Here is a 17372-nt window from a genome sequence, read left to right as displayed (position 1 = left end):
TCTGGTGTCGTGCTTTAACACTCAAGTACTGTCGGGTTCCGCTCCATCTCCATCCCTCGCAGGTGACAGGAGAATTGCGTGAGCCACGAAGAAACAATGGACTATCTGGTGGTCGGTGCGGGCCCCGCCGGATTACAGGCCGGATATTTTCTGCAACAGGCCGGGCGCAGTTATCTCATCGTGGAGACGGGCGCGGCTCCCGGCACGTTCTTCACCCGCTTTCCCCGGCACCGCACGCTCATCTCCGTCAACAAGGTGCACACCGGCTGGGACGACCCCGAGCTGAACATGCGCACCGACTGGAACTCGCTGCTCTCCGACGAACACACCCCGCTGTTCACCGCCCGCACCCCGCGCTATTTCCCGCCCGCCGACGAGATGGTCGGCTATCTCGCCGACTTCGCCGCCACCCACCGGCTCCGGATCCGCTACGGCACCCGGATCACCTCGGTCTCCCGGCCTGCCGACGGGCCTGCCGACGGGCCGGACGGCGGCCCGTCCGGACCCGGCGGCTTCCTCGTCCGGGCCGCGGACGGCACCGTGTTCCGCGCCCGGCGGCTCATCGTGGCGACCGGTGTGACCCGTCCGTACGTGCCCGCCATCGAGGGCGTCGAGACGGCCGAGCGGTACGACGAGGTGGACGTCGACCCGGCCGCCTTCACCGGGCAGCGGGTACTGATCATCGGCCGCGGCAACTCCGCGTTCGAAACCGCGGACAACCTCATCGAGACCGCCGCCGCCATCCACGTCGCCGGCCCCGGCTCGCTGAAGCTCGCCTGGCAGACCCATTTCGTCGGCCACCTGCGGGCCGTCAACAACAACTTCCTCGACACCTACCAGCTGAAATTGCAGAACGCCGTGCTGGACGGCAACATCCTGCGTATCCGGCAGCGGCCGGACGGCTCGTATGTGGTCTCCCTTTCCTTTTCCCGGGTCGCCGAAGTCGTCAAGGACATCGTTTACGACCGGGTCATTCTCGCCACTGGATTCCGCTTCGACCCGTCGATATTCGCACCGGACTGCCGTCCGGAACTGGCCGTCAACGACAGATTCCCGGCGCAGACCGACGCCTGGGAATCCACGAACGTCCCGGACCTCTACTTCGCCGGCACCGTCACCCAGGTACGCGATTTCAAGAAGACCACCAGTGGTTTCATCCACGGCTTCCGGTACGGCGTACGGGCCCTGCACCGCATCCTCGAAGCCCGCCATCACGGCCGCCCCTGGCCCGCCCGCACACTGCCCGCCACCGCCGAGGCGGTCACCGACGCCGCGATCGCCCGCGTCAACCGCAGCTCGGCGCTCTTCCAGATGTTCGGGTTCCTCGCCGACGCGGTGCTCGTCGGCCGGGACGGCACGGTCCGCTACTGCGAGGAGGTCCCGGTCGACCACCTGCACACCGCCGTCGCCGACGGCGGCTTCGGCGAGGTCGGCCACTACTTCACCGTCACCCTCGAATACGGCGAGGGCCACGACAAGGTGAACCCGTTCGACATCACCGCGGGCCGCAACTCCCAGCAGGACACCACCGGTCTGGACGGCCGCTACCTGCACCCCGTGGTCCGCGCCTTCGACGGCACCGCCCCCGGCAAGGCGACCGCCGAACACCACGTCACCGAGAACCTGGAGAACGAGTGGGACAGCGAGGAGGTCCACCGCGCACCCCTGCGGACCTTCCTGCGCACCCGGCTCGCCGAACCGGCACCGGCGGCCCGTCCGTGATCCCCACCCTCGCCGACCTGCACGAACGGGCGCGGGAACGGCTGGACCCACGGGTGTACGACTTCTTCGCCGGCGGCGCGGGCGGCGAGACGGCGCTCCGCGAGAACGAGGCGGCGTTCCGCAGACTCGCCCTGCTGCCGCGGGTGCTGCGCGGGGCGGCCACCCGCGACCTGTCCGTGACGCTGTGCGGCGACCGCCTGTCCCTGCCCGTCCTGGTCGCGCCCACCGCCTTCCACCGCCTCGCCCACCCGCAGGGCGAGATCGCCACCGCCCGTGCGACGGCGGCGGCCGGCACGGTCCTGGTCACCGGCATGGCGGCGACCGCGCCGGTGGCCGAGGTCACCGCCGCCGCCCGCGCCGTACGGGCCGACGCGCCCGTCTGGTTCCAGCTCTACCTGCAACCCGAACCGGACGTCACGACGGCCCTGGTGCGCCGGGCGGAGCGGGCCGGGTGCTCGGCGCTGGTCGTCACCGTCGACTCGCCGGTCTTCGGCCGCCGCGAGCGCGACGCCCGGCACGGCTTCGACGACCTGCCCGACGGCCTGGCCGCCGAGAACATGCGCGGCCTGCCCGGCGCCCCGGACGGCCGCCCCCGCGACATCGCCATGTCGCCGGGGCTGTGCTGGGACGATCTGCGCCGGCTGCGGGCGCGGACCCGGCTGCCGGTGCTGCTCAAGGGTGTCCTGCACCCCGAGGACGCCCGGCTCGCCGTCGCCGAGGGCGTGGACGGCCTGCTGGTCTCCAACCACGGCGGCCGGCAGCTCGACGCGGCACCGGCGAGCGTCGAGGCGCTGCCCGCCGTCGCCGCGGCCGTCGCGGGCCGGGTGCCGGTGCTCCTGGACGGCGGTGTGCGCCGGGGCTCCGACGCCGCCGTGGCCCTGGCCCTGGGCGCCTCGGCCGTCGGCGTCGGGCGCCCGGTGCTGTGGGGCCTGGCCGCGGACGGCGAGGCGGGCGTCCGGCACGTACTGGAGCTGCTGCGCGCCGAGTTCGACCACGTACTGGCGCTGTGCGGCGGCGGCAGCCCGGCCGACCTCGGGCCCGGCCTAGTCGTCGCCCGGGGGACCGTCCGGGACGTACGGAAGGGGGAGCACGGATGAGCCGTTCCCGAGCCACCGGCCGCTCCCGTCCCGCCGGTCCGCGCCGGCCCGCCGGGCGCCTCCGGACCGCCCGGCTGCTCGCCGCCGCGGCCGTCGCCCCCTCCGTCCCGTACTGGCTGCCGCGTTCCGTCGTGGCGGCCCGTGTCGCGCTCTTCGCGCGGATCAACGGCGACGAGGGCATCGCCTTCCCGAACGCCGCCGTCCCCGCCGAGCGCTTCCAGGAGATCTACTCCCACCCGGCCGCCCGTGGCCGCAGCCGGGGCGCCGCCCTCTCGGACCTCTTCTGGTACTGGCTCGCACCCGGCGCCGAGGTGCACCAGGAGCACCTGGAGGACGGCCCGCGCTACGACGAGGTCGCCCGCACCACGCTCGCCGTGCTGGCCGGGCCCAGCCAGGAGCTGTCCGCCGCCGCGGCGCGCCGCACCGCCGCCGTGCTGGACGAACTGGTCACCGGCCGGGCCGCGTTCGTGCGGCTGCGCGACCTGATGATGCCGGTGTGGGCGGAGTTCTTCCACGGGCTGGTCTTCCGCGAACCGTGCCCGCCGTACGTCCGGCGCCTGATCGTGGACAACGCCGCCGACGTGGTCGACGCACTGAAATGCACCCGGCCGCGCCACCTGGCCCGCCGCGCCCGCCTCACCCGCCACCTGCGGCGGCGCATCGCCGCCGGTCAGGTACCGCCGTGCCACCTGCCGGGCTCCCTCACGCCCGAGGAACAGGCGTACTACCTCCAGGGCACCTTCTTCAACACGGCCGTCGTCCAGATGTCCGAGGCCATGGCCCACCTGCTGCTCGTCCTGGCCCAGCACCCGGACGTACAGCGCCGGCTCGCCGCCGCGCCGGACGACGACCGGTACTTCGCCAAGGTCCTCAACGAGACGCTGCGGCTCTACCCGCTCTTCGGCGTCGCCCACCGCATCAGCACGGACGACATCCGGCTCGGCCCGGACACGGTCGTCCCCGCCGGTTCGGTGCTGTGCTTCAACTACCCCGACTACCACGCCACCGGCTACCGCGACCCGGAGGTCTTCGACCCGTCCCGGTGGGACCGCGTGGTGGCCAGGGAGCAGCACCACATCCCGTTCGGCGTCGCCGCCAACCGGCCCTGCCCGGCCTGGCGGCTCGCCCCGCTGGCCATGCACGCCGCGGCCCGTGAGGTGCTGCGCCGCTTCACCCTCCACTCCACCGTCGCCCACACCCGCTCCATCCCGCACCGCGCCCCCTGCCTGCTGGTCCGGCGCGGCCGTCCGCTGCCGCCGCACCGGCTGCTCGCCGCCCGGGTCCTCCTGCGGGTGCGCGACCGGTGGGAGGACGTGTGGCGCAGCTGCGTCCAGCTCGTCCTCGGTACGTGGATGGTGCTGGACGCCCGCCGGCTGCGCCCGGCCGAGCGCTACTTCGCCGCCCACGACACCGAGGGCGTTCCCCTGCCGGACGCTGCCGCCGCCCCGGCGCGCTGCCCGTACCCGCACGCCTGACGCACGTGCCCGTGATCCGGGCCCCACCCGTCCCCGTACCTCCGCGAGCCGAAGGACGTCCCGCCATGTCCACCACCGAGTTGGGGCCGGTCTTCTTCCTGGCCGTCGTCGTCATCCTGCTCGTCTGCCGTCTGGCCGGCCGTGCCCTGCGCGCGCTGGGCCAGCCGCCCGTGGTGGGCGAGATGGTCGCCGGCGTGGTGCTCGGGCCGTCCGTGCTGGGGCTGCTGGCGCCCGGCGTGGAGGCGGCCCTCTTCCCGCCGGAGCTGCGGCCGGCGCTGTACGTCGCCGGGCAGATCGGCCTGGTCGTCTTCATGTTCCAGACCGGGTACGAGTTCCGGTCGGCCGGGATCCGGACGGTGGCCAAACCGGCCGCGATGATCTCCGGAGCCGGCATCCTCGTACCGCTCGCGCTGGGCGTCGGGCTGACCTACGCCGCGCACGGCCGGGTCGACGTCTTCCCCGAGGACGTGTCCGTCACCGTCTCCGCCCTCTTCGTCGGTGTGACCCTCGCCATCACTGCCTTCCCCATGCTGGCCCGCATCATCACCGAGCGCGGCCTGACCGGCACCCGCTTCGGCTCGCTGTCCCTGGCGTCCGGCGCGGTGGACGACGCGCTGGCGTGGGTGCTGCTCGCCGGGGTGCTGAGCCTGACCGGCGGCGGCACCGGACCGCTGGTCGTCGCCCTGGCCGGCAGTGCCGGCCTGGTGGCCGTCCTCGCCCTGCTCGCCCGCTCCGGGACCCGGCTGGCGGGCCTGGTGCACCGCCGGACCCCCGAAGAACTGCTGCTGATCACCGTCGTCGTGCTCTTCCTGGCCGCCTGGTACACCGACCGCATCGGCCTGTACGCCGTCTTCGGCGCGTTCAGCCTGGGCGTGGTCTTCCCGCGGTCCGAGCCGGTGGACCGGGCCATCGAGGCGATCGGGCCGATCAGCCGGATCGTCTTCCTGCCCCTGTTCTTCACCTATTCCGGTCTGAACACCGACTTCGCGCTGCTGGCCACGCCGGGCCTGCTGCTGTTCACCGTGGGCTGCGTCGCCCTGGCCGTCCTCGGCAAGCTGGGGGCCTGCTGGCTGGCGGCCCGCGCGGCCGGTGAGGAGGGCGGGGTCGCGCTGCGCATCGGCACGCTGATGAACGCCCGGGGGCTGATGCAGCTCATCGCGATCAACATCGGGCTGGCGGCCGGCATCGTGACACCGTCGATGTTCGCGGTGCTGGTCGTGGTGGCGCTGGTGACGACGGTGCTGGCCACCCCGCTGCTGACGCTGTGGGACCGGATCGACGCGCGCCGTACGGCCGAGGCGCCGGTGGAGCGGGTCGGCGCCACGCCCTGAGACCGGCCGCGGCGCACCGCCGCCCGCCCCGTGCGGCCGGAGTCCGGGGCTCGTGGTCGGCGCGGCCCCGCCGATCGGGGACAATGGGCGCCATGAGCGTTCGTACCGAGTCCTCCGCCCCGCACCGCGCGGGCTTCGCCTGCTTCGTCGGCCGCCCGAACGCGGGCAAGTCGACCCTCACGAACGCTCTGGTCGGCACGAAGGTGGCCATCACCTCCAACCGCCCGCAGACCACCCGGCACACCGTGCGCGGCATCGTGCACCGCCCCGACGCCCAGCTCGTCCTGGTCGACACCCCGGGCCTGCACAAGCCGCGCACGCTGCTCGGCGAGCGGCTCAACGACGTCGTACGGACCACCTGGGCCGAGGTCGACGTGATCGGCTTCTGCCTGCCCGCCGACCAGAAGCTGGGCCCCGGCGACCGCTTCATCGCGGGCGAGCTGGCCGGGATCAAGAAGACCCCGAAGATCGCCATCGTCACCAAGACCGACCTGGTGGACTCCAAGCAGCTCGCCGAGCAGCTGCTCGCCGTCGACCGCCTCGGCCAGGAGCTGGGCATCGAGTGGGCGGAGATCATTCCGGTTTCCGCCGTCGGCGACCAGCAAGTGTCCCTGCTCGCCGACCTCCTCGTACCGATGCTCCCGGAGAGTCCGCCCCTCTACCCCGAGGGCGACCTCACCGACGAGCCCGAGCAGGTCATGGTCGCCGAGCTGATCCGCGAGGCGGCGCTCGAAGGCGTACGGGACGAGCTGCCGCACTCCATCGCCGTGGTGGTCGAGGAGATGCTGCCGCGCGAGGACCGCCCGGCCGACAAGCCGCTGCTGGACATCCACGCCAACGTCTACATCGAGCGGCCCAGCCAGAAGGGGATCATCATCGGCCCCAAGGGCAAGCGGCTCAAGGAGGTCGGCGTGAAGTCCCGCAAGCACATCGAGGCGCTGCTCGGCACACCGGTCTACCTCGACCTGCACGTGAAGGTCGCCAAGGACTGGCAGCGCGACCCCAAGCAGCTGCGCAAGCTCGGCTTCTGAGCCGCCGCCCGCCGCTCACTCCACCCCGCGGATCCGCCGTACCAGCAGCGCCCCGGCCAGCCCGGTGCCCGCCGCGAGCAGGTACAGCACCGGATAGCCGCCCAGGTGCGTGACGACCGGCGCGGCCAGCGCGGGGGCGGCGACCTGCGGCAGCGAGTTGGCGATGTTGATGACACCCAGGTCCCGGCCCCGGTCGGCGGCGGCCGGCAGGACGTCCGTCATCAGCGCGAAGTCCACCGACGTGAACACGCCGAAGCCGACGCCCAGCAGGGCGGCGGCGACCAGCGCGCCGGTCCAGGTCTGCCACCCCGCGAGCAGCGCGGTGGCCACCGCCATGATCACACCGGACCACAGGACGAACGGCTTGCGGCGGCCCGTACGGTCCGACCAGATCCCGCCGGCGACGACCGTGACGAGCAGCATCACCCCGTCGACGGCGGTCAGCACCAGCACGTCCTTAGCGGGGTGCGGCCGGTGCAGCGCGTCGCGCAGGTAGTACAGCAGGTACAGCAGGGCGAGTGCGTTGCCGAGGTTGACCAGGAAGCGGGTCAGCCAGGCCCAGGCGAGGTCGGGGTGGCGGCGCGGGCTGATCCAGAACCCGGCGAGGAAGGTCCGCCACGCGAACGGCGGCCGGTCGCCGGGACCGATCCGCAGGTCCCGGTAGCGCAGGTACGGCAGCGTCGCCAGCACCGTGAAGGCGGCGCACGCCGCGTACCCCGCGGCGATGCCGCCGGCGGCGGACGCCAGGCCCGTACCGGCCACCACCCCCAGGAACTGCGCCGCGCCCAGCCAGCCGCCGACCGTGCCGCGCTGCGCGTGCGGTACGCGGTCCGGCACGGCCGCGGTGACCGCCGCGAACGCGGCGTTCAGCGCGAGCTGCACCAGACACCACCCGGCCGCCATCACGGCGACGCTCCGGGCCGCCGCCAGCAGGCACAGCGCCGCCGCGCCGCCGAGGACACCGGCCGCGATCCACGGCGTACGGCGCCCGAACCGCGACACCGTACGGTCCGACAGCGCGCCGAAGAGCGGATTGGCAACCAGCGACACCGCGGCGCCCAGGCCGGTCACCCACGCCAACACCGACTCCTTCGACGTGCCCGGCGGCGCCAGCTCGGCCGCCTGGAGAGCCAGCAGCACCTGGAGCGGGCCGTACCAGCCGGCCCAGACCGCCCCGTTCGCCAGCGCCAGCGCGGCGGTCCAGCCGCGGCCCACCCGCGCGGCCGGCTCGGCGAGGGCCCCGGGCGTGCCCGCGGCCCCCGCGCCGGTCACCGCTGCGCCCGCAAGGCGTCCCGCAGCCAGTGGTACGACGCCTTCGGCGTCCGCGCCAGCGTCGTGTAGTCCACGTGCACCAGCCCGAACCTCCGGGCGTACCCCTCGGCCCACTCGAAGTTGTCCAGCAGCGACCAGACGAAGTACCCGCGGACGTCCACCCCGGCGCTGATCGCGTCGTGCACCGCCCGTACGTGCGCGTCCAGGAAGGCGATCCGCTCCCGGTCCTCGATGCCCTCGTACGAGCAGCCGTTCTCGGTGACGACGACCGGCGGCAGGCGGTCGCCGTACCGGTCGCGGAACCCGGTCAGCAGCTCGGTCAGCGCCGCGGGCACCACCGGCCAGCCGAAGTCCGTGCGCGGGTACCCCTCGATCGCGCGCGGCGCGAAGGGCAGCCCCGGCGGCAGCTCGATCCCCGCGAAACCGACCGGCCCGGCGCCCTCCGCCTCCGGCGCCCCCACCTTCGTCGGCTGGTAGTAATTCACCCCGTACCAGTCCAACGGCTCCCCGATGATCCTCAGGTCCTCGTGGACCGGCCCGGACAGCAGCCCCGCCGTCAGCACCTCCTCCGGATAGCGCCCCAGCAGCACCGGCTCCGCGAACAGCCGGTTCAGCAGCAGGTCGTAGAGCCCCGCCGCCTCCTGGTCGGCGGCCGACTCCGACGCGGCCCACGTCGGTCCGTGCGAATTGGCGATACCGATGCCGGTCGCTCCCCGCGCGCGCAGTGCCTGTACGGCCAGCCCGTGCCCCAGCAACTGATGATGTGCCGCCGGCAACGCCTCGAATCCCAGGCGCAGACCCGGCGCATGCTGCCCCAGCCCGTACCCCAGCAGCGTCAGCTCAGCGGGCTCGTTGAGGGTGATCCACCGGTCCACCCGGTCCCCGAGACGCGCCGCCACGGCATCCGCGTACGCCGCGAAGCGCTGCGCCGTGTCGCGCGCCGGCCACCCGCCCGCGGCTTCGACCGCCGACGGCGTGTCCCAGTGGAAGAGCGTCGGCACCGGCCGGACGCCCGCCGCGCACAGCTCGTCCACCAGCCGGTCGTAGAAGTCCAGCCCCGCCGCGTTGACCCGCGGCCCCCCGTCCGGCATCACCCGCGGCCAGGCCACCGAGAACCGGTAAGCGTCGACCCCCAGCCCCGCGATCAGCCCGACGTCCTCCCGGTACCGGTGGTAATGCCCGGTCGCCGTACGCGCGTCGCTCCCGTCCTTGACCCGCCCGGCCCGTGCCACGAAGTCGTCCCACACCGACCGCCCCCGCCCGTCCGCGTCCACCGCCCCCTCGATCTGATAGGCGGAGGTGGCCACCCCCCACAGGAACCCCTCGGGAAACCGCGGCAGCGCACGCGGCGAGGACCCACCCGGCACACGCGAATCGTCCATGCGGCGGATCGTGCTTACCGGCGGGTATGGGTGTCAAGGGGTGTGCGGGGGGCGGGAGTTGATCACCTGCCCCCGTCAGCCGAAGGGGCTGTCGGGAAAGCGGTCCGAAGCGCCGCCCGCCCCGGTCGTCGGCACGGCCACCGGCGCCACGTCCGGCACCGGCGCCGAAACCTGCTCCTGCTTGACGCCGGGGGGCAGGAAGCAGGGGGTGGTGACCGAGAAGACCAACTCGGTGGCGGGCCGGTAGCTCTCGACGGAGACGGAGAAACCGTCGACGCCTCCCTCGGCGTCCATGAGGGCGTCCGACGCTTCTTCGCGGTAGCCGCTGACCTTGTACCCCGACGCTTCGAGCTTCTCGCGCATGGCACGCAACGCTTTACCGTGCTCTTCTCCCGGCAGCCGGGACCGCACGGAGTAGGTGAGGTCGAAGCGCCCGTCGCCGGCGCGCTCGTGGTTCTTTCCGAAGCAGTCGCGGAATTCCTTGTCGACGGTCTTCTCGTCGGTCTTGAGGGAGTACTGGGCCGCCAGCGAGCCGATCAGTTCACGCACCTGCTGTTCGGCCTTCTCCTTGCTCCTGACCGGCAGCGGATCGTTCTTCCCGGAGTCGTTCATGCAACCTCCCGTTGCGAGCAGTGCGAGTATCAGCAGACCGATACGGCCGGTCTCCCGGACGGCGCGGCTCACCATTTCGGCTCCACGGGCTTCGGATGCACGCGGTAATCCCCTTCGCTGGGAGTCCTGCCCACGATGATGCGTCCCTGATTGCGAAGGCTCTCGCTCTTCTGGTCCCAATACCCGCCGTGCCCCGAGGTGTCCACGCCGAACACCTTGCCCCCGAATTCCTTGTCGGCGGGGTTCTCTCCGAGGGTCTTGTCCGAGGCGATCGTGGAGACGAGGTCGTCCTTCGCGTACCCGGCCCATACGTGGTCGGGGTCGATATGCAGGTCTTTGGCGTGGTCCACTGTCATGCCGGGACTGCCGACCGAGACGATGTCGTCGACATCCAGGCCGTCACCGCCGGTCGCACCGGCTCCCACCATCGTGGAGCCGTAGCTGTGCCCGAGCACGGTCATGTGGGCACGGTCACCGGTGTGCGACTCGCGCAGGCCGTGCGTGAAGCTCCTGAGGTCACCGGCGCCTGCCTCGGCCCGCCCGGACGTCACCATGCTGCCGTCCGCCTCGGGGGCGTCGTAACCGAGCCACGACACCACCGCGGTGCTCTCGGAACTCTGGGACCGGGCCGCTTGCTGGAGCCGGCCGATCCGGTCGATGTGCTCGTCGACGTTCGCCAGGTCGTTGTCGGTTCCGGGAACCTGTACGGCCACGTTGCGGGCGGTGTCCGGATTCCCCTGCGCCACCACGGCCCGCCCGTCGCCTTTCGTGTCGATGCCCAGCACGAAAAGCCGCTTGTTCTCGTCGGGGCTGCCGTCCGCCTTGTCCAGCGCGTCCTGCAACTTGCGCAGCCCCCCGTACTGCCGCTCGTCGTGGATGCCCAGTTCGCCGTTCTGCTTCTTGAGGTCGTATTCGGACAGCGAGATGTCCAAGGATTTACGGTTCGCCTCGTCGCGGTCGGTGCTGGGGATGCCGTCGAGCCAGCCGATCTTCTCGGGATAGGCGTCGATGTACAACTGCCGTTCCTGCGGGGTGAGACCGGCCCACCACTTGGCGTTCTCCTTCGGGTCCTTGTCCGAGGGAATGAACTCGTCACCGATCTGGAACAGCGAGTCGGCGACCTTACGGGCGCCTTCCCGCGCCTTCGACGCACCGTAGTCCTTGTCGAGCGTGAAGGCGTCGATCGACTGGAGGAGCTGCATTCCCTCCCAGGAGGCCTTCGTGGCGCTGTCGATCGAGTCCTGGATGATGCCCTGGTAGACGCCCATCACGGCGGCGCGCTGCTTCCGCGCCGCCTGGGCCTCGGCGTCGTCGGCGTCGGTGGAGCCGGTCCGGCTGTCCGTCACCGTGCCGTGGTCGTCGACGGCGTACCCGTCGGCTTCCGCGTCCCGCACTCCCTGGCGGAGCTTGTCCTGGGCCAGCTTCATCCTGACGTGCACGGTGTCCAGAACCGTCGCGATGGAGGAGACATCGGACTGGGCGACGCCCAGTTGCGTCTCGCTCGCCTCCATCTTCATGAACGCGGTGTCCGAGTCCGCGCCCCGCCACTCGCCGGCGTGCAGCGGACCGGTCACCTTCTGCCGGTGCCGGACCTGGGCCTCCTCCAGTTCCCCGGCCAGTTTCCGCCAGGATGTGACGGCGGCCTCCAGGTCGGAGAAGTCCTGCTTGAGCAGTTCGTGGAAGTTCTCGGGCACCGGTCACCGCCCCCGGAACGACCGGGCGGTGACGTCTTCGTTGTCCTGGTGGCCGTCGGCGGTGTGGCGCAGGCGTGCCGCCGAACTCTCGGCGCCGCCGCCGATGCGTTTGCGCAGCTCGTCCAGTGCCATGCCCCAGTCGTGGCCGACCCGCTCCATGTCCGGGCCGACGTGCCAGGCCTTCAGTGCCGTGCCCGCTGCCTCGATGTCGCGCTTCGCGGTGGCGATGGGCTTTTCCAGGTCCTGGCTGATGGTGTCGGCGGCGGCCGCCGATGCTCGGAGCGTCTCGGGTGTGACCGAGATGCCTTGGTCGGGCATGTTTTCTTCCCCCCTGGTCCCCGGGCCCGGTCGTGGCCCGTCACACGATCATGACGGAGGGGGCGGCGGGGCGGTTGCAGGGAGGGGTGGGCCGGGTCGGTCAGCTGCCTTCTTTCAGGACTCTGGTGATCAGTTTGCGCTGTTCCTCGGTGAGGCGGGGGTCGGAGGCGTAGACCGTGTCGCCGTCGATGGTGATCTGGTAGCTGAAACCGTCGGGGACGCCTACCGGGGGCGTGCCCCGGCCGGCGGCGGCTGCCTGCTCGGCCAGGGCGTGCCATTCCGCGGCATCGGGGCGGCCGGAGGTGTCCACCTCGGCGTGGCGCTCGATGCCGGCGAAGCCGCCGGTGCGTCGAACTTGGATTCGCATGACGGACTTCCTACCCAGTGGAGCTCGGGGAAACGGACGGAACGGGCCAGAGTGTGCGGGATCAGCCGGTGGGGACGCCCACCTGCGACCACGCCTTGAGGAGGGCCTGCAACTCGGCGCCGTCACCGTACTTGCTGCGGGCCGTGGCGACCGTCAGCCGCGCGAAGTCGGCGAACTGCGCGTCCTTGTCCAGCTCGCCGCCGGTCAGCGTGTCGTACCAGATCTGGCCCGCCCGCTCCCACGCGTTGCCGCCGAGGTCCGTGGCGAGCAGGTAGAAGGCGTGGTTGGGGATGCCGGAGTTGATGTGGACGCCGCCGTTGTCGCGCGAGGTCTTGACGTAGTTGTCCATCGTCGCGGGCTGCGGGTCCTTGCCCAGGACGTCGTCGTCGTACGCGGTGCCCGGGGCCTTCATCGAGCGCAGCGCCTCGCCGGTGACGTTCGGCCCGAGCAGTCCGGCGCCGATCAGCCAGTCGGCCTGGGCGGCGTTCTGGCCGAGGGAGTACTGCTTGATCAGGGCGCCGAAGACGTCCGACATGGACTCGTTGAGCGCGCCGGACTGGCCGAAGTAGTCCAGGTTGGCGGTGTGCTGGGTGACGCCGTGGGTCAGTTCGTGGCCGATGACGTCGACGGGGATGGTGAAGTCGAGGAACAGGTCGTTGTCGCCGTCGCCGAAGACCATCCGCTGGCCGTCCCAGAAGGCGTTGTCGTATTTCTCGCCGTAGTGGACGGTCGCGTTCAGCGGCAGGCCGGAGTCGTCGATCGAGTGCCGGCCGTAGACCTTCAGGTACAGCTCGAAGGTGGCGCCGAGGCCCGCGTGCGCGCGGTTGACGGAGGCGTCCTTGGACGGCTTGTCGGACTCGGAGTGCACCTTCTTGCCCGGCAGCACCTCCTGGTGCTTCGCGTCGTAGATGGTGCGGTTCGGCTTGTCCGACGCGGTGCCGGTGGGCGCGCCGAGGCCGCGGACGGTGGTGAGGCGGCGGCGCGTGCGCTGGAGGGCGTCGTGCTCCAGGGTGCGCAGGGCGCGCTCGGAGCGGTCCGGGTCGTCCAGCTGGGCCAGCTTGTCCAGGACGTGGGGCGGGACGACCGTGCAGAAAACCGGGTGGGCCGCAGTGGCTTCAGGGTTCATGCACGGCAATGTGGCACTGGGTCATCACCGTGTCACTCCCTGCCGTCATGATTCCTGAAAACGTGTGGTTGATCGCCATTCGGGGGTTACGTGGGCCCGGTCCCGCATACTGATACGGGGCCGCCGATACCGCGTCGCCTCGGCTAGGGTGCTGTGCATCATGCGTTACGGGCTGCTTCTCCTTAGCTGCCGCGGCGAGGGTCTGTTGTCGTAGGGCCGACCCCCTCCCCGCGGAGTTCGGTGCTGCGATTTTCGCCCCGTCGGCCTCTTCCCCCCGCGGACACACGAGGAGCCCCGCGCCACCATGACGAATCCGTCGATTCCTGCTGAGAACTCCGTCGGCCGCCCCACCCCCATCACCAACGCGACCCGCACCCAGAAGCCCTCCGGCCTGCCGGTGCACCGCTACAGCGCCTACGAGGCCGTGGACATCCCCGACCGCACGTGGCCGGACAACCGCATCACCAAGGCGCCCCGCTGGCTCTCCACCGACCTGCGCGACGGCAACCAGGCGCTGATCGACCCGATGTCGCCGGTCCGCAAGCGCGAGATGTTCGACCTGCTGGTCAGGATGGGCTACAAGGAGATCGAGGTCGGTTTCCCCTCGTCCGGCGCCACCGACTTCGACTTCGTACGGTCGATCATCGAAGAGGGCGCGATCCCCGAGGACGTGACGATCTCCGTCCTGACGCAGGCCCGCGAGGAGCTGATCGAGCGCACCGTCGAGTCGCTGCGCGGCGCCCACAAGGCCACCGTCCACCTGTACAACGCCACCGCCCCGGTCTTCCGCCGGGTGGTCTTCCGCGGCTCGCGCGAGCAGGTCAAGCAGATCGCGGTGGACGGTACGCGGCTGGTCATGGAGTACGCGGACAAGATCCTGGGTCCCGAGACGGCGTTCGGCTACCAGTACAGTCCGGAGATCTTCACCGACACCGAGCTGGACTTCGCGCTGGAGGTCTGCGAGGGCGTCATGGACGTCTGGCAGCCCGAGGAGGGCCGCGAGATCATCCTGAACCTGCCGGCCACGGTCGAGCGCTCCACCCCCTCCACACACGCCGACCGCTTCGAGTGGATGTCGCGCAACCTGTCGCGGCGCGAGCACATCTGCCTGTCCGTGCACCCGCACAACGACCGCGGTACCGCGGTGGCCGCCGCCGAGCTGGCGATCATGGCCGGTGCGGACCGTATCGAGGGCTGCCTGTTCGGCCAGGGCGAGCGCACCGGCAACGTGGACCTGGTCACCCTGGGCATGAACCTGTTCAGCCAGGGCGTGGACCCGCAGATCGACTTCTCGCAGATCGACGAGGTCCGCCGGACCGCCGAGTACTGCAACCAGATGGAGATCCACCCGCGCCACCCGTACGCGGGCGACCTGGTCTACACCGCCTTCTCCGGCTCCCACCAGGACGCCATCAAGAAAGGCTTCGAGGCCATGGAGGCGCAGGCCGCGGAGCAGGGCCGGAGCGTGCACGACCTGGAGTGGGCCGTTCCGTACCTGCCCATCGACCCGAAGGACGTCGGCCGCTCCTACGAGGCCGTGATCCGCGTCAACTCGCAGTCCGGCAAGGGCGGCATCGCGTACGTCCTGAAGAACGACCACAAGCTGGACCTGCCGCGCCGGATGCAGATCGAGTTCTCGAAGACCATCCAGGAGAAGACCGACGCCGAGGGCGGCGAGGTCACGCCGGACGCGATCTGGTCCGTCTTCCAGGACGAGTACCTGCCGACCCCGGAGAACGCCTGGGGCCGGATCGCGCTGCGCAGCGCCCAGACCTCCACGACGACCGAGGGCACCGACGCGCTGACCGTCGAGGCGGTCGTGGACGGCGCCGACACGGTCCTGACCGGCACCGGCAACGGACCGCTGGCGGCGTTCTTCGACGCGCTGCACGCCATCGACGTGGACGTCCGCCTGCTGGACTACGTCGAGCACACGATGAGCGAGGGCGTCGGCGCCCAGGCCGCCGCGTACATCGAGTGCGCGGTCGGCGACAAGGTGCTGTGGGGCGTCGGCATCGACGCGAACATCGTGCGCGCCTCGATCAAGGCGGCCGTCTCCGCGGTCAACCGCGCGAGCCGCTGATCACCGGGCCGTTGTGCGGTCCGCCCGTCCGGCCCCGGCCAGGGGCCGGCCCGCGGTCCGCCGACCGGCCCTGACCTGCGGCGTATCCGGCGCCCCCCGGTTCTCCCCGCGAGAGCCGGGGGGCGCGGTGGCGCTCGACCGGTTTAAACGGCCGTCTTGTCGGGTCCGCGGTACTGACGGCACATCTCCGATGTGGCTAACATCACGTCAACGCGGCAAAGACGCCGGAGCGTTACGGAGGGTCGACGTGATGCACAAACTGGCTGTGGTGGGTGTGCGGACGTCCTGGCGCACCATCGCCGACGGCGAGTTCTTCTGCCCCGAGTGCGGCGGGGACCGCAACTACCTCCGGCGGACCGGCCGCCGCCGTCTGACCGTCCTCGGTCTGCCGCTGCTGCCGCGCGGCACCGCGGGCCCCGTCGTCGAGTGCTCCGCCTGCCGCGGCCACTTCGCCCTGGACGCGCTGGACCACCCCACCACCGCCCGCTTCTCGGCGATGCTCCGGGACGCCGTGCACACCGTCACGCTGGCCGTGCTGGCCGCCGGCGGCACCGCCTCGCCCGGGGTGCGCAGCACCGCCGTCGGGACGGTCCGTGCCGCGGGCTTCGCGGACTGTACGGAGGACCAGCTGCTGACCCTGCTCGCCGCGCTCGCCGCCGACACCGGCCGGCTGCCCGGCGCGCACGACGGCGCCCTGTCGCGCACCGCCTCCGGGAGCCTCGGACGGCCCGGCGGCGGCCTCGACCCGTGCGGCACGGCGCTGGCCATAGAGCTGCACGAGGCCCTGGAGCCGCTGGCCCCGCACCTCGCCCCGGCCGGCCGCGAGTCCCTGCTCCTCCAGGGCGCCCGGATCGCCCTCGCCGACGGCCCGTACCTCCCGTCCGAGCGCGAGGTCCTGACCACCGTCGGAACGGCCCTCCTGCTGTGCCCGGACGACACCGCCCGGCTGCTGGCGGCGGCCCGCACACCGTCCTGAGGCCGTACCGGACCGCACGGCCGGGCCCGGCCCCGTACGGCCGCCCCCGCCGGGTGCGCGAGAATGGACCGCATGAGTCTGTTCCGCGATGACGGCATTGTGCTGCGTACCCAGAAGCTGGGCGAGGCGGACCGGATCATCACCTTCCTCACCCGCGGTCACGGCCGGGTACGCGCCGTGGCCCGGGGCGTACGCCGCACCAAGTCCAAGTTCGGTGCCCGGCTGGAGCCGTTCTCCCACGTCGACGTGCAGTTCTACGCCCGCGGCAGCGAGCTGGTCGGGCGCGGGCTGCCGATGTGCACCCAGAGTGAGACCATCGCCGCCTACGGTGGCGGCATCGTCACGGACTACGCCCGCTACACCGCCGGTACGGCCATGCTGGAGACCGCCGAGCGGTTCACCGACCACGAGGGCGAGCCGGCCGTGCAGCAGTACCTGCTGCTGGTCGGCGGGCTGCGCACGCTCGCGCGCGGCGAGCACCAGCCGCACCTGGTGCTGGACGCGTTCCTGCTGCGCTCGCTCGCGGTCAACGGCTACGCCCCCAGCTTCGACGGCTGCGCCAAGTGCGGCCTGCCCGGACCGAATCGGTTCTTCTCGGTGGGTTCGGGCGGTGTGGTGTGCGGCGACTGCCGGGTGCCGGGCAGCGTCGTCCCCTCCTCGGAGGCCATCGGGCTGCTCGCGGCGCTGCTGTCCGGCGACTGGGAGACGGCGGACGCGTGCGAGCCCCGGCACGTCCGGGAGGGCAGCGGCCTCGTCGCGGCATATCTGCACTGGCACTTGGAGCGCGGACTGCGCTCGCTGCGGTACGTGGAGAAGTAGATAGGCTCAGCAGCCCGAAGGCGAGAACCGGCTCGGCGGACGGGCGGCGGCCCGGACCCGAGCGCAC

At 71.8% G+C, this 17372-nt stretch carries 15 protein-coding genes; 8 read left to right on the top strand and 7 right to left on the bottom strand.

All coding sequences use genetic code 11. The features are described from left to right. The first annotated feature begins 96 nt into the window (after positions 1-96). The 5 genes from ACH4FX_RS08940 to era all read left to right on the top strand — a co-directional run bounded on the left by ACH4FX_RS08940 (position 97) and on the right by era (position 6656). Complete coding sequence (locus tag ACH4FX_RS08940; RefSeq protein ID WP_398477039.1) at positions 97-1722, top strand: NAD(P)-binding domain-containing protein; 1626 nt, start codon at positions 97-99, stop codon at positions 1720-1722. Next, positions 1719-2819, top strand: a complete 1101-nt coding sequence (locus tag ACH4FX_RS08935) for an alpha-hydroxy acid oxidase (protein WP_398476661.1) — start codon at positions 1719-1721, stop codon at positions 2817-2819. The genes ACH4FX_RS08940 and ACH4FX_RS08935 overlap by 4 nt, the downstream gene beginning before the upstream one ends. Continuing rightward, the gene (locus tag ACH4FX_RS08930) at positions 2816-4294 is read left to right on the top strand and encodes a cytochrome P450 (RefSeq protein ID WP_398476659.1); all 1479 of its coding nucleotides are present in this window, start codon (positions 2816-2818) and stop codon (positions 4292-4294) included. The genes ACH4FX_RS08935 and ACH4FX_RS08930 overlap by 4 nt, the downstream gene beginning before the upstream one ends. Before the next feature lie 65 nt (positions 4295-4359). Further along, positions 4360-5625, top strand: coding sequence for a cation:proton antiporter (locus ACH4FX_RS08925; protein WP_398476657.1), 1266 nt, complete (start codon positions 4360-4362; stop codon positions 5623-5625). A gap of 92 nt (positions 5626-5717) precedes the next feature. Continuing rightward, complete coding sequence (era, locus tag ACH4FX_RS08920) at positions 5718-6656, top strand: GTPase Era (protein WP_398476655.1); 939 nt, start codon at positions 5718-5720, stop codon at positions 6654-6656. Positions 6657-6671: 15 nt separating this feature from the next. Here era and ACH4FX_RS08915 read toward each other — a convergent pair whose 3' ends face one another. The 7 genes from ACH4FX_RS08915 to ACH4FX_RS08885 form a co-directional block, all read right to left on the bottom strand. Next, positions 6672-7928 (bottom strand): MFS transporter, encoded by a 1257-nt coding sequence (locus ACH4FX_RS08915; protein WP_398476653.1) that lies wholly within the window; start codon positions 7926-7928, stop codon positions 6672-6674. Then, a complete protein-coding gene (locus tag ACH4FX_RS08910; protein ID WP_398476651.1) occupies positions 7925-9310 on the bottom strand; it encodes a GH1 family beta-glucosidase in 1386 nt (461 codons plus the stop codon). The genes ACH4FX_RS08915 and ACH4FX_RS08910 overlap by 4 nt, the downstream gene beginning before the upstream one ends. A gap of 75 nt (positions 9311-9385) precedes the next feature. Beyond that, positions 9386-9997, bottom strand: a complete 612-nt coding sequence (locus tag ACH4FX_RS08905; protein WP_398476649.1) for a hypothetical protein — start codon at positions 9995-9997, stop codon at positions 9386-9388. Beyond that, positions 9991-11616 carry an alpha/beta hydrolase gene (locus tag ACH4FX_RS08900; RefSeq protein ID WP_398476647.1) on the bottom strand — a complete coding sequence of 542 codons (1626 nt, stop codon included), beginning with the start codon at positions 11614-11616 and terminating at the stop codon, positions 9991-9993. The genes ACH4FX_RS08905 and ACH4FX_RS08900 overlap by 7 nt, the downstream gene beginning before the upstream one ends. A 3-nt stretch (positions 11617-11619) precedes the next feature. After that, on the bottom strand, positions 11620-11934 hold the full coding sequence (locus ACH4FX_RS08895; protein WP_398476645.1) for a hypothetical protein: 315 nt from the start codon (positions 11932-11934) through the stop codon (positions 11620-11622). A 100-nt stretch (positions 11935-12034) separates the two neighbouring features. Continuing rightward, positions 12035-12301, bottom strand: a complete 267-nt coding sequence (locus ACH4FX_RS08890) for a protealysin inhibitor emfourin (protein WP_398476643.1) — start codon at positions 12299-12301, stop codon at positions 12035-12037. Positions 12302-12362: 61 nt separating this feature from the next. After that, positions 12363-13427: a M4 family metallopeptidase gene (locus ACH4FX_RS08885; RefSeq protein WP_398476641.1), complete on the bottom strand. Its 1065-nt coding sequence runs from the start codon at positions 13425-13427 to the stop codon at positions 12363-12365. Positions 13428-13731: 304 nt separating this feature from the next. On the opposite strand from ACH4FX_RS08885, the gene leuA reads away from it, so the two are divergent. The 3 genes from leuA to recO all read left to right on the top strand — a co-directional run bounded on the left by leuA (position 13732) and on the right by recO (position 17305). Next, the gene (gene leuA, locus ACH4FX_RS08880; protein ID WP_398476639.1) at positions 13732-15510 is read left to right on the top strand and encodes a 2-isopropylmalate synthase; all 1779 of its coding nucleotides are present in this window, start codon (positions 13732-13734) and stop codon (positions 15508-15510) included. 250 nt (positions 15511-15760) lie between these two features. Beyond that, entirely contained in the window at positions 15761-16486 is a 726-nt protein-coding gene (locus tag ACH4FX_RS08875; RefSeq protein ID WP_398476637.1) for a TerB family tellurite resistance protein, read from the top strand. Between the two features lie 72 nt (positions 16487-16558). After that, the gene (recO, locus tag ACH4FX_RS08870; RefSeq protein WP_398476635.1) at positions 16559-17305 is read left to right on the top strand and encodes a DNA repair protein RecO; all 747 of its coding nucleotides are present in this window, start codon (positions 16559-16561) and stop codon (positions 17303-17305) included. Positions 17306-17372: the final 67 nt, after the last annotated feature.

The sequence above is a fragment of the Streptomyces sp. NPDC018019 genome (genome assembly GCF_044327805.1).
Taxonomy (GTDB): domain Bacteria; phylum Actinomycetota; class Actinomycetes; order Streptomycetales; family Streptomycetaceae; genus Streptomyces.
The sequence above is the reverse complement of the archived record's forward strand: the minus strand, read 5'-3'. Positions and strand labels throughout refer to the sequence as shown.

Coding starts and splice junctions, on each gene's coding strand:
- ACH4FX_RS08940 (WP_398477039.1), top strand. CDS start 97: ATGGACTATCTGGTGGTCGGTGCGGGCCCCGCCGGATTACAGGCCGGA.
- ACH4FX_RS08930 (WP_398476659.1), top strand. CDS start 2,816: ATGAGCCGTTCCCGAGCCACCGGCCGCTCCCGTCCCGCCGGTCCGCGC.
- ACH4FX_RS08925 (WP_398476657.1), top strand. CDS start 4,360: ATGTCCACCACCGAGTTGGGGCCGGTCTTCTTCCTGGCCGTCGTCGTC.
- era (WP_398476655.1), top strand. CDS start 5,718: ATGAGCGTTCGTACCGAGTCCTCCGCCCCGCACCGCGCGGGCTTCGCC.
- ACH4FX_RS08910 (WP_398476651.1), bottom strand. CDS start 9,310: ATGGACGATTCGCGTGTGCCGGGTGGGTCCTCGCCGCGTGCGCTGCCG.
- ACH4FX_RS08905 (WP_398476649.1), bottom strand. CDS start 9,997: ATGGTGAGCCGCGCCGTCCGGGAGACCGGCCGTATCGGTCTGCTGATA.
- ACH4FX_RS08895 (WP_398476645.1), bottom strand. CDS start 11,934: ATGCCCGACCAAGGCATCTCGGTCACACCCGAGACGCTCCGAGCATCG.
- ACH4FX_RS08890 (WP_398476643.1), bottom strand. CDS start 12,301: ATGCGAATCCAAGTTCGACGCACCGGCGGCTTCGCCGGCATCGAGCGC.
- ACH4FX_RS08885 (WP_398476641.1), bottom strand. CDS start 13,427: ATGAACCCTGAAGCCACTGCGGCCCACCCGGTTTTCTGCACGGTCGTC.
- leuA (WP_398476639.1), top strand. CDS start 13,732: ATGACGAATCCGTCGATTCCTGCTGAGAACTCCGTCGGCCGCCCCACC.
- ACH4FX_RS08875 (WP_398476637.1), top strand. CDS start 15,761: ATGCACAAACTGGCTGTGGTGGGTGTGCGGACGTCCTGGCGCACCATC.
- recO (WP_398476635.1), top strand. CDS start 16,559: ATGAGTCTGTTCCGCGATGACGGCATTGTGCTGCGTACCCAGAAGCTG.